This window comes from Microbulbifer sp. SE14 (assembly GCF_059834885.1).
The window spans coordinates 292,659-306,411 of record NZ_JCBAJA010000001.1; the positions used below are offsets into that span (position 1 = coordinate 292,659).

The window sequence follows — 13,753 nt, forward strand, 5'->3', positions numbered from 1 at the left end:
TCATTCCGCATTTCCCTCGCCCAGGCGCCACTTGGCCAGCTGCTGGGCCAGGGTGCCCACATTGCCCGCCCCCTGGGTCAGCACTATATCGCCGGGCTCCAGCAGGTCCGCCAGCACCGGCGGCACCTGTTCGATGGTCTCGACAAAAATCGGGTCCACTTGGCCGCGGTTGCGCAGGCTGCGCGCCAGGGTGCGGCCGTCGGCGCCGGGGATCGGCGATTCGCCGGCGCTGTATACGTCGAGCAGTATCAGCTTGTCCACCCGCGACAGCACGTCGACGAAATCCTCGAACAGGTCGCGGGTGCGTGTATAGCGGTGCGGCTGGTAGATCATCACCAGGCGCCGCTCCGGCCAGCCGTCGCGCACCGTCTTTATCGTCGCTGCCACTTCGCGTGGGTGGTGGCCGTAGTCGTCCACCAGCATGACCTTTTCCGCACTGCCATCGTCGCTGACGGAGTAGTGACCGAAAATCTGGAAGCGGCGGCCGACGCCCTGGAAGCCCTTCAGCCCCTCACAGATGGCTTCGTCGCCAATGCCTTCGTCCGTCGCCACCGCAATTGCTGCAGTCGCATTCAGTACATTGTGAATGCCCGGCGTATTGACGCAGACATCCAGCTTTTTACCGTCCGGGCGCTGTACGCTGAAGTGGCTGCGCAGCGGCTCCTGTTTCACCTCGACGATGCGGAAATCGTTGCCCTCGCCGAAACCGTAGGTGAGCACGGGGCGCGAAAACTTCGGTATCACCTCTTGAATATTCGCCTCGTCTCCGCAGACCACCGCCAGTCCGTAGAAGGGCAGGTTGTGCACGAAATCGATAAAGATCTGCTTGACTTTCTCGAAATCGCCGCCGTAGGTCTCCATATGGTCCGCGTCGATATTGGTGATCACCGTCACCATCGGCTGCAGGTGAATAAAGGACGCATCGCTCTCATCTGCCTCGGCGATCAGGTAGCGGCTCTCACCCAGGGCCGCATTGGCACCGGCCGCGTTTACCAGGCCGCCGATCACGAAAGTCGGGTCCTTATTGTCCGCGGCAAAAATCGACGCGATCAGGCTGGTCGTGGTCGTCTTGCCGTGGGTGCCGGCTACGGCGATACCGTAGCGATAGCGCATCAGTTCGCCGAGCATTTCCGCGCGGCGCACCACCGGGATGCGGTTTTCGTGAGCCGCCATCAACTCCGGATTGTCACTGTGCACCGCGGAGGAGTTCACCACCACATCCACGTCGCGGATATTTTCCGCGCTGTGGCCGACCTGTACCTTGATGCCCAGCTTGCGCAGCCGCTCGGTCACCGGGGACTCGCGCAGGTCGGAACCGGACACCTCGTAGCCCTGGTTCTGCAGTACCTCGGCGATGCCGCTCATGCCGGCGCCGCCGACGCCGATAAAATGGATACGGCGGATGCGGCGCATCGTGGGTACGCTGTAGTTGTTCTGCGCTGTCATCGGTTGCTCGGACATTTTCTCGTTCACTCGCACATCAAAAACTGGCTTCGTAGGGTGCGCCGTGCGCACCAACAAGCGCTGGAGCTCTCAGCGGCTCTGGCGCGGTGCGCGCGGCGCACCCTACGAAGCTATCTGGCCGCGGCCAGTTCCTCGCCGCAGGCCGCCAGCACCTGCGCCGTCGCATCGGTTTTTGCCACCCGCCGCGCAGCCTCGGCCATCGCCAACAGTTTTTGCGGATACGCAAACAACTCTTTCAACAGTTCGGCCAGTTTCTGCGCGTCCAGTTGGTCCTGCTGAATCACGATGGCACCGCCGGCTTTCTCCAACCACTCGCCGTTCTTGGTCTGATGATCGTCGATCGCAAACGGAAAGGGCACCATGATTGCGCCCACGCCCGCCGCGGCGATTTCCGAAACCGTCAGCGCACCGGAGCGGCAGATAATCAGGTCCGCCTCGCTGTAGGCCGCCGCCATATCGGCGATAAAGGGCACCACTTCCGCGTCCACGTTCGCCTGCTGGTAGGCCTCGCGGGCCACGTCCAGGTGGCGCTTGCCGGCCTGGTGCACTATGCGCGGGCGCAGTTCCTCGTCCAGCATGGTTATCGCCTGGGGCACCAGTTCGTTGATGGCCACGGCGCCCAGGCTGCCGCCCAGCACCAGCAGGCGCAGCGGCTTCTCTTTGCCGATGCGCGCCTGCGGTTCCGGCAGCTGCACTATCTCACTGCGCACCGGGTTGCCCACCTGCTGCCCGCCCGGCAGTCCGCTGGGGAAGGCCTCCAGCACACGGCTGGCGATGCGGGCCAGCAGGCGGTTGGTAGTGCCGGCCACCGCGTTCTGTTCGTGAATGATCAGTGGTATACCGCCGAGGCGCGCGGCGACGCCGCCGGGGCCGGTGGCGAAACCGCCAAATCCGAGCACCGCATCCGGCTGCACTTTCTTCACCACCGCGCGGGCCTGGGAAATCGCGCGCAGAATCTGCAACGGTGCCTTCAACAGCGCCAGCTTGCCCTTGCCGCGCACCCCCTCGACGGTAATAAAGTGCAGCGGGATATCCGCCTCCGGAATCAGCTGCGCCTCTATACCCCGCTCGGTGCCCAGCCACTCGACGGTCGCCCCCTGCTCCTGCAGCGCGCGGGCCACCGCCAGCGCCGGGAAAACGTGGCCGCCGGTACCGCCGGCCATCACCAGGAATTTCTTACCGGAAAACGGCGCTTCGCTGTCAACCATCAGGCCGCCTCCCCTTTCATTGTGCGATCTCCCACCTGCAGCGGGTTGAAGATCGGCAGATGTCGAATCACACCCACACCGGTTTCTTTGCCGTCATCCTGTTGACGCAGTTCTGTCTGCAGCCGCAGCGCCAGGGCGAAGAGTGCACAGCAGATCACCAGGCTGCTGCCGCCGGAACTGACGAACGGCAGCGTCAGGCCTTTGGTGGGCAGCAGGCCCGAGGCCACGCCCATATTTACAAACGCCTGCCCGGCCAGCAGCACCGCGATGCCGAACGCCAGCAGCGCGGCGAAGAATTTCTCCTGCGCCAGGGCGCCGCGCACCAGGCGCAACAGCGACCAGGTCAGGGCGACGAAGAGCGCTATCACCACCAGGCCGCCGGCCATGCCCCACTCCTCGGACAGGATGGCGAAAATAAAGTCCGTGTGCGCCTCGGGCAGGTAGAACAGCTTCTGCACGCTGTTGCCGAGGCCGACACCGAACCACTCGCCGCGGCCGAAGGCGATCAGCGACTGGGTCAGCTGGTAACCGCTGGCAAACTGGTCCCCCCAGGGATCCAGGAAGGTCATCAGCCGCTGCAGGCGGTAGGGGCTCACCAGCGCCATCAGCGCCAGGCCGCAGGCCGCCGCCGCCACCAGCAGGAAGGTGTGCGGCAGGCGCGCGCCGGCCAGGAAAACCATCGCCAGCACGGTGCCGGAAATCACCACCACCGAGCCGAAGTCCGGCTGCAACAGCAGCAGCGCCGCGACCAGACCCAGGATCACCACCGGCACCATAAAGCTGCTCCAGTGGCGCAGCTGCTGGTTGCGACGGGTCAGGAAGCTGGCGAAAAACACCAGCAGGCAGAACTTGGCCACTTCCGCCGGCTGCACGGTGATCGAGCCCAGCGCCAGCCAGCGGCGGCTGCCGTTCACCTCGCGGCCTATGCCGGGCACCAGCACCGCCATCAGCAGCAGGCAGGAAAACAGCAGCAGCGGCCAGGACAGGCTCGACCAGACCGGCAGCGGCACCTGGCTGACCACCAACGCGACCGCGGCGCCTACTGTCAGATACATCAGGTGGCGCTTGAGGAAGAACCAGGGGTCTCCGTACACATCCGCCGCGTAGGCGATCGACGCCGAGGCCACCATCACCACGCCGATGCTGACCAGCGCCAGCACGCAGAAAGGCAGCAGCCAGTCGAAATTCCTTTCGCCCTGCATCAGCTCCTTACTCATTCACCACCTCCGGCGGCCAGACTGCCGGAGAGTTCACCAACCGCGCGGCGGAAGTCATCGCCGCGCGCCTCGAAGTTGCGGTACATATCGAAGCTGGCACAGGCCGGCGACAGCAGCACATAGTCGCCGCGCTTCGCCAGTGCGCGCGCCTGGGAAACCGCATCGTCCATGGTGACGGCGCACTGGATCTCTGCCTTGCCCTCGAACACCTGCGCAATTTTCTCGCCGTCGACACCGATGGTGACCAGCGCGCGCAGCGCGCCGGCGGATTCCGCCAGCGGCGAGAAGTCCGCGCCCTTGCCGTCGCCGCCGGCGATCAGCACAATTTTGTTTTTCTCCGTCGCCAGACCGTCCAGCGCCGCGCGGGTGGCGCCGACATTGGTGCCCTTGGAGTCGTTCACAAAGGTGACGCCGTCCAGGTCCGCGACCCGCTCGCAGCGGTGGGGCAGGCCCTTGAAGCTGCGCAGCACCGGCAGCATCGCGTCCATCGGCAGGTCCACCGCATTGCCCAGCGCCAGCGCCGCCAGCGCGTTGGCGACATTGTGCTTGCCCACCATCGCCAGTTCACTGACCGGCAGCAGTTTTTCCATGCCTTGCGCCAGCCACTCTTTATTGTTGAACCTGCGAACACCGAACTGCTGCAGGTCCGGCTGGTCCAGGCCGAAGCTCCACTCGCGGCTGTCGCGGGACAGTGGGCCGCGGGTCAGCGGGTCCGCGCGGTTGACCACCAATTGCCTGGCGTTGCGATAGATACGCTGCTTGGCCCGGTGGTAGTCCGCCAGGGTGTCGTAGCGGTCCATATGGTCCGCACTCAGGTTCAGGATGGTGGCCGCGGTCGGCGCCAACGAGTAAGTGGTCTCCAGTTGGAAACTGGACAGCTCCAGTACGAAGAGTTGCGGCATTGGCTGGGCGAGCAGATCCAGTACCGGCACGCCGATATTGCCGCCCACGCGCACGTCCACGCCGGCCTTTTCCGCCATCAGTCCCACCAGGGTGGTGACGGTGCTCTTGCCGTTGGAGCCGGTAATCGCCACCAGCTTCGGCGGCCGGTCCAGTTTTGCCAGTTCGCGCGCGAAGAGTTCGATATCGCCGATCACCGGGATCCCGGCGCTGACGGCCTGCTGCAGCGCCGGCTCGGCCAGGGCGATACCGGGGCTGGCGATAATCTCGCTGGCGGCGAGCATCGTCTGCGGGTTCAGCGGGCCGGTTTCCACCGGCACCTCGGGAAATTCTTCTTTGAACGCGTCCAGTCCGGGCGGCTGGGTGCGGCTGTCCGCGGCCACGGGGGAAAAGCCGGCACGCAGCAGGAAACGCACCACCGATTGGCCGGTAGCGCCCATGCCGATTACCAGTTTTTTCTCCGAAGTCGCGATCAGGGTCATTCGCTTTGTTTCGCTTTTCTTGGTGGATGCGCTTGACGCTTATCCACCCTACATTTTCATTTCTGCTGCTCTCGGTGGATGCGTTTGATGTTTATCCACCCTACATTTTCATCACTGTGGTTTTCGTAGGATGGATAAGCACCAAGCGCATCCACCATTTCCGATTAACGCAGCTTAAGTGTCGCCAGTCCGGCCAGTACCAGAACGACGGTAATGATCCAGAAGCGCACGATAACCCGCGGCTCCGGCCAGCCCTTCAGTTCAAAATGGTGGTGCAGCGGTGCCATGCGGAAGATGCGCTTGCCGGTCAGCTTGAAGGAGGCCACCTGCAGGATCACCGATACCGTCTCCATCACGAAGACGCCGCCCATGATGAACAGCACGATTTCGTGGCGGGTGATCACGGCGATAATGCCCAGCGCCGCGCCCAGGGCCAGGGCGCCCACGTCGCCCATGAATACCTGCGCCGGATAGGTGTTGAACCATAAAAATCCGAGCCCTGCGCCGCCGAGGGCCGCGCAGAAGACCGCCAGTTCGCCGGCGCCGGGAATCGACGGGATGTGCAGGTAGTTGGCGAACTCCACATGGCCGGCCAGGTAGGCAATAAGACCGAGGGCGCCGCCGACCATCACCGTCGGCATGATCGCCAGGCCGTCGAGGCCGTCGGTCAGGTTCACCGCATTGCTGGAGCCCACCACGACGAAATAGGTCAGCAGAATAAAAAACACCGGCCCCATGTTGATGGCCACATCCTTGAAGAAGGGCACGAAGAACTGGGTCTCCGCCGGGCTGGTCGCGCTCATATACAGGTAGACGGCCGCCCCCAGGCCGGCGACCGACTGCCAGAAATATTTCCAGCGCGCGATCAGTCCACGCGGGTTCTTGTGCACCACCTTCTTGTAATCATCGACAAACCCCACGGCGCCGAACACGAAGGTCACCAGCAGGGTGACCCACACATAGCGGTTGGAGAGATCCGACCACAGCAGTGCGGAGGAAAAAATCGAGGCCAGGATCAGGGTGCCGCCCATGGTGGGCGTGCCGGACTTGCTCAGGTGGGTCTGGGGGCCGTCGTCGCGCACCGCCTGTCCCACCTGCAGCTGGTTCAGCCAGGTGATCATGCGCGGGCCCACGATCAGGGAAATGCCCAGCGCGGTCAGCGCGCCGAGGATGGCGCGCACCGTCAGGTAGTTGAACACCGCAAAGGTGCTCACATGTTGTTGCAGTATCTCTGCCAGCCAGAGCAGCATTATTTATCCTCAACATCAAACAGGGGCCATGGATGGCCCGTCCGCAAATCAGCCGTTTTTTGGCTGATTTGTCGCAAGCCCGCGAAAAGCCAGCAACTCCGCCCAGTTGCGTGGGGCGGCCATCCGTTAGCTTTTTGCGGGCGACAATCCAATGGATCATGGATGATCCATTGGATTGCTAGGTTAAAAGCGCCTGCACCACCAGTTCCATACGGGCACTGCGGGAACCTTTCACCAGCACAGTGGTGTTCTCATTCAGTTCGTGGGTCAGCGCCGCGATCAGCGGCTTCCTGTCCCGGTAGTTGTGCAGGGGCAGGTGACGCCCGGCACAGAAGGCGACGCTGGCGGCAGCACCCAGCGGGCCCAGGGTAAACAGCGAGTCCAGCCCGCGCTCCCGCGCCAGCCGGCCCATTTCCCGGTGCATGGCGTCGGCATCCGGCCCCAGTTCGGCCATATCGCCGAGCACCAGGATTTTCCTGCCATGGCGCTGCGCCAGCAGTTCGATCGCCGCCGCCACGGAGCCGGGGTTGGCGTTGTAGCTGTCGTCGATAATCGCCGCGCCCTTGACGCCGCGGCTCTCCTGCATGCGGCCGGCGACGCCGCCGAGCGCACCCAGGCCGCTGGCGATTTCCGCCGCCGGCACGCCGGCGGCGAAGGCGCAGCCGGCGGCCACCAGGGCGTTGTGCACATTGTGCTCACCGAGCAGTTGCAGCTGCACCGGGTGCGCCAGTCCCTCGACCACCAGATCGAAGGAAGGGCAGCCGTTTTCGTTCAGTTCGATATTGTCCGCGTGGATGGCGCAGGGGTGCCCCAGTCCCACCTCCAGGGTGCGGACACCCTCGGGCATCCGGTCGAGCCAGTAGTTCGCATAGCCGTCGTCGGTGTTGATCACCGCGGTGCCGCCGGTCTCGAGACCGGTATAGATCTGCCCCTTGGCCTTGGCGATGGCATCCACCGAGCCGAAGCCCTCCACATGCGCCGGCATCACATTGTTGACCGCGCTCACCTGAGGTTTGGCGATGCCGCACAGGTAGCCGATTTCATCCGGACCGCTGGCGCCCATCTCCAGGATCAACACGTCGTGATCCGGGCACAGGCCGAACAGGGTCATCGGCAGGCCGAACTGGTTGTTCAGGTTGCCGCGGGTCACGCAGGGGTTGTGGCGCTGGGCGAAAATCGCCGCGAGCATTTCCTTGACCGTGGTCTTGCCGCAGGAGCCGGTGATGGCGATGACGCGGCCCTTGAACTGTTCGCGGCACAGGCGGCCTATCTGCCCCAGGGCGACGGTGGTGTCCGCCACCCGCCACTGCGGCAGGCCGCAGCCGGGAATTTCCCGGTCCACCACCAGGCCCAACACCTGGCCTTCTTTTATTTCTCCAACAAAGTCATGGGCGTCGAAGTTCTCTCCCTTCAGGGCGACAAACAGGGCCTGGGGGTCCAGCTGGCGGGTATCGGTGCACACGCGCTCGAACTGCACCGAGCCGTTGACCAGCTCGCCGCCGAAGCGCCCTTGTAACTGGTGCAGGGAGAGCGGACTGATCACTGGGCCTCTCCCTTTACTTTGTCGGCGGTGCGTTTTTGCAGCGCGGCGGCTGCCTGTTCGCGGTCGCAGAAGTGAATCTTCTCGCTGCCGATAATCTGGTAGTCCTCGTGGCCCTTGCCGGCGATCAGCACAATATCGCCCGGCTCCGCCGCGGACACGGCGCGCGCAATCGCGGCGGCGCGGTCGATTTCCAGCTCGATGTTGCTGGCGGCGCCCTCGAGAATATCGTCGATGATTTTCTGCGGGTCCTCGCTGCGCGGGTTGTCGCTGGTGACAATCGCACGATCCGCCATCTCCGAGGCGATGCGGCCCATGGGTGCGCGCTTGCCGGCATCCCGGTCGCCGCCGCAGCCGAACACGCACCAGAGGTTGCCGCGGCAGTAGGGCCGTGCCGCCGCCAGGGCCGCGCGCAGTGCATCCGGCGTGTGGGCGTAGTCGACCAGTACGCTGATGTCGTCCGCGCCCTCGACTTTTACCCGTTCCATGCGTCCGGGCACCGGCCTGATGGTCGGGAAGGCGGCGAGGATATCCTCGAACGGCATACCCGCCGAGGCCGCGGCGGCCACCACCGCCAGGGCATTGTGAATATTGAAGTCGCCGATCAGCGGCGCCTGCAGCTCGCCCGTGCCCCAAGGGGTGGTCAGCTGCACCGAGAAGCCGCCCTCGTGGCGGCGCAGGTCGGTCGCGTGCAGGTCGCCGGCCTGCAGGCCGTAGGTGATGACCTTCAGGTTGCGCAGCTTGCAGCGCTCCGCCAACTGGGCGCCGAAGGGATCGTCCAGGTTGATGATGCCGCGTTTCAGTTTCGGCAGGCCGAACAGTTTTTCCTTGGCGGCGCCATAGGCGGCCATATTGCCGTGGTAGTCCAGGTGATCCCGCGACAGGTTGGTGAAGATGGCGGTATCGAAGATCAGCCCGTGCACCCTGCCCTGGGACAGCGAATGGGAGGACACCTCCATGGCCGCGGCGCGCACGCCGCGATTGCGGAATTCGGCATAGTCCGCCTGCAGGCGCACCGGGTCCGGCGTCGTCAGCCCGGTTTCCTGCAGCTCGATAGTGCCGTCGGTCCAGATGCCGTTGCCGATGGTGCCCATCAGCGCGGCGCTGCCGAAATGGCGCGCCAGCAGCTGCGAGGTCAGGTAGGCGCAGGTGGTCTTGCCGTTGGTACCGGTCACCCCCACCAGGTGCATCTGCTCGGTGGGGTTGCCGTGGAAACGCGCGGCGATTTCGCCGACGCGCTTGGCCAGGCCGGGCACGCTGACCACCTGGATACCGTCGCGCTCCTTACTCTCCAGCTTGTCGCCGTCGGCCAGCACCGCGGCCGCGCCGGCGGCTATGGCAGCTTCTATATATTCGCGGCCGTCGACAACGGTGCCGCGCAGGGCCATAAACACATCACCCGCTTGCACCAGGCGGCTGTCCAGGGCAACGCCGGTCACCGGCACGTCGGGAATGCCGGCATAGCCCGGCACCAGGTCCTTCAGGGAAACGCTTTTCTGTTCGCGCTGACTCACGATTTGGTACCTCTGTCGTTCAGTTGCGCCGCCAGCTGCTGCTCCGCCGGGGTCAGCTCTGCGGGCGGCACCTGCAGCAGGCGCATGGCGCCGGCCATGACCGAGCCGAATACCGGCGCGGCCACTTCGCCGCCGTAATACTTGGCCCGACTGGGGTCATCGATCACCACCACCGCGGCCAGGCGCGGATTGTCGGCGGGGATAAAGCCCGCGAACACCGAGCGGTAGCGATTGTCGGCATAGCCCTCGCTGCCCACCTTGTGCACAGTCCCGGTCTTGCCCGCCACCCGGTAGCCCTCGACCGCGGCCTGCTTGCCGGTGCCCTCGGCCGTGATCACCGTCTCCAGCATCGCGGTCACCTGCCTGGTCAGTGGCCCCTCGACCACCTGCTCCGGCTCCGCCGCCGGTTTGTCGCTGGACAAAACCAAAGAAACCGGGCGCTTGAGCCCGGCGTTGGCGAGTGTGCTGTAGGCCTGGGCCAGTTGCACCGCGTTCACCGTTAAACCGTAGCCGAAGGCGAAGTTGGCCCGCTCGATGGGGTGCCAACGGCTGCGGCTGGGCAGTATCCCCGCCGCCTCGCCGGGGAAGCCGCTGCCGACGGCTTCCCCCAGGCCCAGTCGGTAAAAGAGTTCCCGCAATGAATTTGGTTCCAGGTCCAGGGCGATTTTTGTGATCCCCACCTGGCTCGACTTGGTGATGACCCTGGTCAGGTCGATCAGGCCATAGTTGCGGTGGTCCACCAGGGTCTTGCCCGGCAGGCGGATATAGCCGGGGCTGGTGTCGATCGGCGTGTGCGGCCGGTAGCGACCGCTCTCCAGCGCCGCCAGCGCGGTCAGCGGCTTGACCGTGGAACCCGGCTCGAACTGGTCGATCAGGGCGCGATTGCGCATGGCCGCGGCTTTGACGCCGCGGCGGTTGTTCGGGTTGAAGGAGGGCTGGTTGGCCATCGCCAGCACGTCGCCGCTGCGGGTATCCAGGATCACCATAAAGCCGGAGGCGGCGCCGTTCTCGGCCACCGCCTTCTTCAATTCACGATAGGCCAGATACTGGAGGCGCATATCGATGGACAGGCGCAGGTCGCGACCGGGCCTCGCCTCGCGCTGGGTCGCCAGGTCCTGCACCGTGCGGCCCTTCAGGTCCTTGACCACCTGCTGCGCACCCGGCTGGCCGGACAGCCAGTCGTCGTAGGCCAGTTCCAGTCCCTCCTGGCCGCGGTCGTCGATATTGGTAAAGCCGAGCAGCTGCGCCACCACCTCGCCGGCGGGGTAGAAGCGGCGGTATTCCTTTCTGCTGTAGACGCCGGTTGGAGCCAGGCCCAGCACCTCGCCCGCCTGCTCCGGGGACAGGTGGCGGCGCAGGTACATAAATTCTTTATGGCTGTATTTCTGCAGGCGTTTGGCCAGGGATGCCGGCTTCATCTCCAGGGCCGCGGCCAGCTTGCGCAGCTCGTCGGCGCTGGCCTCGCGCAGCAGTTGCGGGTTGGCCCAGAGGCTGTGCACCGGCGTGCTGACCGCCAGCAGTTCGCCGTTGCGGTCGACGATGGAGCCGCGGTAGGCGGCGATTTCTTCGGTGCGGATGGTGCGCGCGCGTCCTTGATCCTGCAGGAAGCGGTAGCCGCGCTCCGCCTCCGGCAGCACCTGCAGGCGCGCCAGGTGGACCACCAATGCGAGGGCGAGCAGGCACAGCAGCACCGCCACCAGCACAAAGCGCCAGCGGGCGATACCCGGCTGAATCAGCTGTTTCTTGACTGCGCCCATGGCGCTTCCATCCCTATCGTTTTTTGGTTTCGATTTTTATTCCGCCGGTACCAGCACCCGCTCATCCGGTGCCGGCACATGCATATTCAGCTCTTCCCGCGCCACCTTTTCGATGCGGCTGTAGGCGGACCAGGCGCCCTTTTCCAGCAGCAGGCGCTCCTGCTCGTAGCGCAGTTCGTCGCGCGCCTTCTGCGCCTGTCCCAGCTGCGCGGTCAGTTCGCGGCTGCGCTGGGTGCTGTGCACCACCGCCAGGGCCGAGGCGATGGTCGCGAGCCACAGCAGCGCCACCGCCAATATCTTCCTGCCGCTCACCCCAGCTTCTCCGCCACCCGCATCACCGCACTGCGGGAGCGGACGTTTTCACCCACTTCGCCGGTGTCGGCCTTGATTGCCTTGCCGACGGACTTCAGTGTCCTGGCAATCTGGCTGTCCATCACCGGCAGCCCCCTCGGCAGCTGCGGGCCGCGCTCCTTTTCGCGGATAAAGCGCTTCACCATGCGGTCTTCCAGCGAGTGGAAGCTGATCACCACCAGCCTCCCGCCCGGGGCGAGCAGCTGCAGGGATTTGTCCAGTGCCCGCTGCAGGTCTTCCAGCTCTCCATTGATATGGATGCGGATCGCCTGGAACACGCGCGTGGCCGGGTGCTTGCCCTTTTCCCAGGCCGGGTTGGCCGCCTTGACCACTTCCGCCAGGTCCAGGGTGCGCTCGAACGGCTTTTCCGCCCGGCGTCTTGCGATGGCCGCGGCCATGCGGCGGGCGAAGCGCTCCTCGCCGTACTCCCTGAAGACCCGTGCCATCTCCGCTTCCGACTCGCTGTTGACCCAGTCCGCCGCGCTGATACCGCGGCTGGTGTCCATGCGCATGTCCAGCGGGCCGTCCTGCATAAAGCTGAAACCGCGCTCGGGCTGGTCCAGTTGCGGCGAGGAGACCCCCAGGTCCAGCAGTATGCCGGTGACCCGGCCGGCCCGGTCTGTGGCCGCTTCGTCCATATCGGCGAAGGAGCCGTGCCAGATGGCAAAGCGCGCATCATTGCCAAAGCGCTCCTCCGCATAGGCGACCGCCTGCGGGTCCTTGTCGATGCCCAGCAGGCGGCCGCCCTCATTCAGTTTTTCCAATATCGCCGCACTGTGACCGCCGCGGCCGAAGGTGCCGTCTATATAAAAGCCGCCCGGGTCGGTGACCAGGGCGTCCACGGCCTCGCGCAACAACACACTGCGATGCAGTTCTTGGGACACCCTGTGTTTCTCCTGTCTTTTGGGGCCTTTCTTTCCCGGGTTTCGCTTCTGGCCCCGAGGCGGCCCTGCTGCCGGTGGCCATTCGGGAAAAAGCCTCATCGGTCTGTTTACCAGCCGCAGGCGCTTTTCCCGGACGGCCACCGACATCAGGACCTTCGCATCAGCTTCCGGAGCTTTCTCATGTCCCGGGCGTTACAAAGAGAGGGATGCCATCTCCTCAGGCATCTCCCCCTCGCCCTCACTGTCGTCGAGCCAGGCCATCCAGCGGTCCTCGCTCCACAGTTCCAGCTTCTTGCCCTGCCCCACCAGCATCAGCTTCTTTTCCAGGCCGGCGTATTCGCGCAGGGTCGGCGGAATCAGCACGCGGCCGTTGCCATCTACCTGCAATTCGCAGGCGTAACCGATCAACAGCCGCTGGGCGCGGCGCGCCACCTTGTTGAAGCTGGACAGGGCTTCGATCTTCGGAAGGATTTCCTGCCACTGGGGCTCGGGATAGACCAGCAGGCAGCGCTCCTCGGTGTGGGCAGTCACCACCAGGCGACCAGCGCAATCCTCCAGCAGCGTGTCGCGGACGCGCGCCGGAATGGCCAGACGCCCCTTGGCGTCCATATTGATTGCGTGGCTGCCTAAATACACTTTCTGTTTGTGTGTGCTTTGTTCGCTTGCGCTGTTTGGGCACCTGCCGGTGCGTGCCTTATCGAACTTCTCTAATCAGTCCCTTATGGGCGAAATTTTGCGCAATTTTCATTCGCGGAGTGTAAATACCCACTCACGGCCACGAATAAACCACCAAACTCCACAAAAAACCACTTTTCCCCACTGCCGACACTATAAATCTGGATGGTGCAAAGTCAAGGAAATCAACGGCAAAGTGCCGCCAAATCCCAGTAATTTCGCGGGCTGTAGAGGAATGGATGAAAAAACAAACAGTCTTTGGCGCCACAATTACAAAATGAAGCAAGCACTTACTCATTCAACTTAAGAGGTTACTTTAACTCTTGAGGAGAAAGGACTGAAGCGAGGAGTGTTGGCGAACACTTACAGGGTTTGGCGCAACTAACAACGAAACGGGACGGAACCCGATTTGGGTGGCGGGATCGGGACTACCGGATAGCATCGATGACTGCCTTCTCCCGGTAAACAGGGGTCTCCTGCCTGCGCACTCCGCCCCTCGACTAGACTGCAG

Annotated in this window: 11 protein-coding genes; all 11 read right to left on the reverse strand. The window is 64.3% G+C overall.

What is annotated here, in order from left to right:
* Positions 1-1,446: a UDP-N-acetylmuramate--L-alanine ligase gene (gene murC, locus AC6R19_RS01235; protein WP_500577714.1), complete on the reverse strand. Its 1,446-nt coding sequence runs from the start codon at positions 1,444-1,446 to the stop codon at positions 1-3.
* A 128-nt stretch (positions 1,447-1,574) separates the two neighbouring features.
* Positions 1,575-2,672 (reverse strand): undecaprenyldiphospho-muramoylpentapeptide beta-N-acetylglucosaminyltransferase, encoded by a 1,098-nt coding sequence (gene murG, locus AC6R19_RS01240; protein ID WP_500577659.1) that lies wholly within the window; start codon positions 2,670-2,672, stop codon positions 1,575-1,577.
* Positions 2,672-3,889 carry a putative lipid II flippase FtsW gene (gene ftsW / locus AC6R19_RS01245; RefSeq protein WP_500577660.1) on the reverse strand — a complete coding sequence of 406 codons (1,218 nt, stop codon included), beginning with the start codon at positions 3,887-3,889 and terminating at the stop codon, positions 2,672-2,674. The genes murG and ftsW overlap by 1 nt, the downstream gene beginning before the upstream one ends.
* Positions 3,886-5,271, reverse strand: coding sequence for a UDP-N-acetylmuramoyl-L-alanine--D-glutamate ligase (gene murD / locus AC6R19_RS01250; RefSeq protein WP_500577661.1), 1,386 nt, complete (start codon positions 5,269-5,271; stop codon positions 3,886-3,888). The genes ftsW and murD overlap by 4 nt, the downstream gene beginning before the upstream one ends.
* A 164-nt stretch (positions 5,272-5,435) precedes the next feature.
* The gene (gene mraY, locus AC6R19_RS01255; protein ID WP_500577662.1) at positions 5,436-6,521 is read right to left on the reverse strand and encodes a phospho-N-acetylmuramoyl-pentapeptide-transferase; all 1,086 of its coding nucleotides are present in this window, start codon (positions 6,519-6,521) and stop codon (positions 5,436-5,438) included.
* 178 nt (positions 6,522-6,699) lie between these two features.
* On the reverse strand, positions 6,700-8,064 hold the full coding sequence (locus tag AC6R19_RS01260; RefSeq protein ID WP_500577663.1) for a UDP-N-acetylmuramoyl-tripeptide--D-alanyl-D-alanine ligase: 1,365 nt from the start codon (positions 8,062-8,064) through the stop codon (positions 6,700-6,702).
* Positions 8,061-9,575: a UDP-N-acetylmuramoyl-L-alanyl-D-glutamate--2,6-diaminopimelate ligase gene (locus AC6R19_RS01265; protein WP_500577664.1), complete on the reverse strand. Its 1,515-nt coding sequence runs from the start codon at positions 9,573-9,575 to the stop codon at positions 8,061-8,063. Before AC6R19_RS01265 ends, AC6R19_RS01260 begins: the two co-directional genes overlap by 4 nt.
* On the reverse strand, positions 9,572-11,332 hold the full coding sequence (locus tag AC6R19_RS01270; RefSeq protein ID WP_500577665.1) for a peptidoglycan D,D-transpeptidase FtsI family protein: 1,761 nt from the start codon (positions 11,330-11,332) through the stop codon (positions 9,572-9,574). Before AC6R19_RS01270 ends, AC6R19_RS01265 begins: the two co-directional genes overlap by 4 nt.
* 36 nt (positions 11,333-11,368) lie before the next feature.
* Positions 11,369-11,644, reverse strand: a complete 276-nt coding sequence (gene ftsL / locus AC6R19_RS01275) for a cell division protein FtsL (protein ID WP_500577666.1) — start codon at positions 11,642-11,644, stop codon at positions 11,369-11,371.
* Positions 11,641-12,567, reverse strand: coding sequence for a 16S rRNA (cytosine(1402)-N(4))-methyltransferase RsmH (gene rsmH / locus AC6R19_RS01280; protein WP_500577667.1), 927 nt, complete (start codon positions 12,565-12,567; stop codon positions 11,641-11,643). The genes ftsL and rsmH overlap by 4 nt, the downstream gene beginning before the upstream one ends.
* Before the next feature lie 192 nt (positions 12,568-12,759).
* Entirely contained in the window at positions 12,760-13,203 is a 444-nt protein-coding gene (gene mraZ, locus AC6R19_RS01285; RefSeq protein WP_091386189.1) for a division/cell wall cluster transcriptional repressor MraZ, read from the reverse strand.
* Positions 13,204-13,753: the final 550 nt, after the last annotated feature.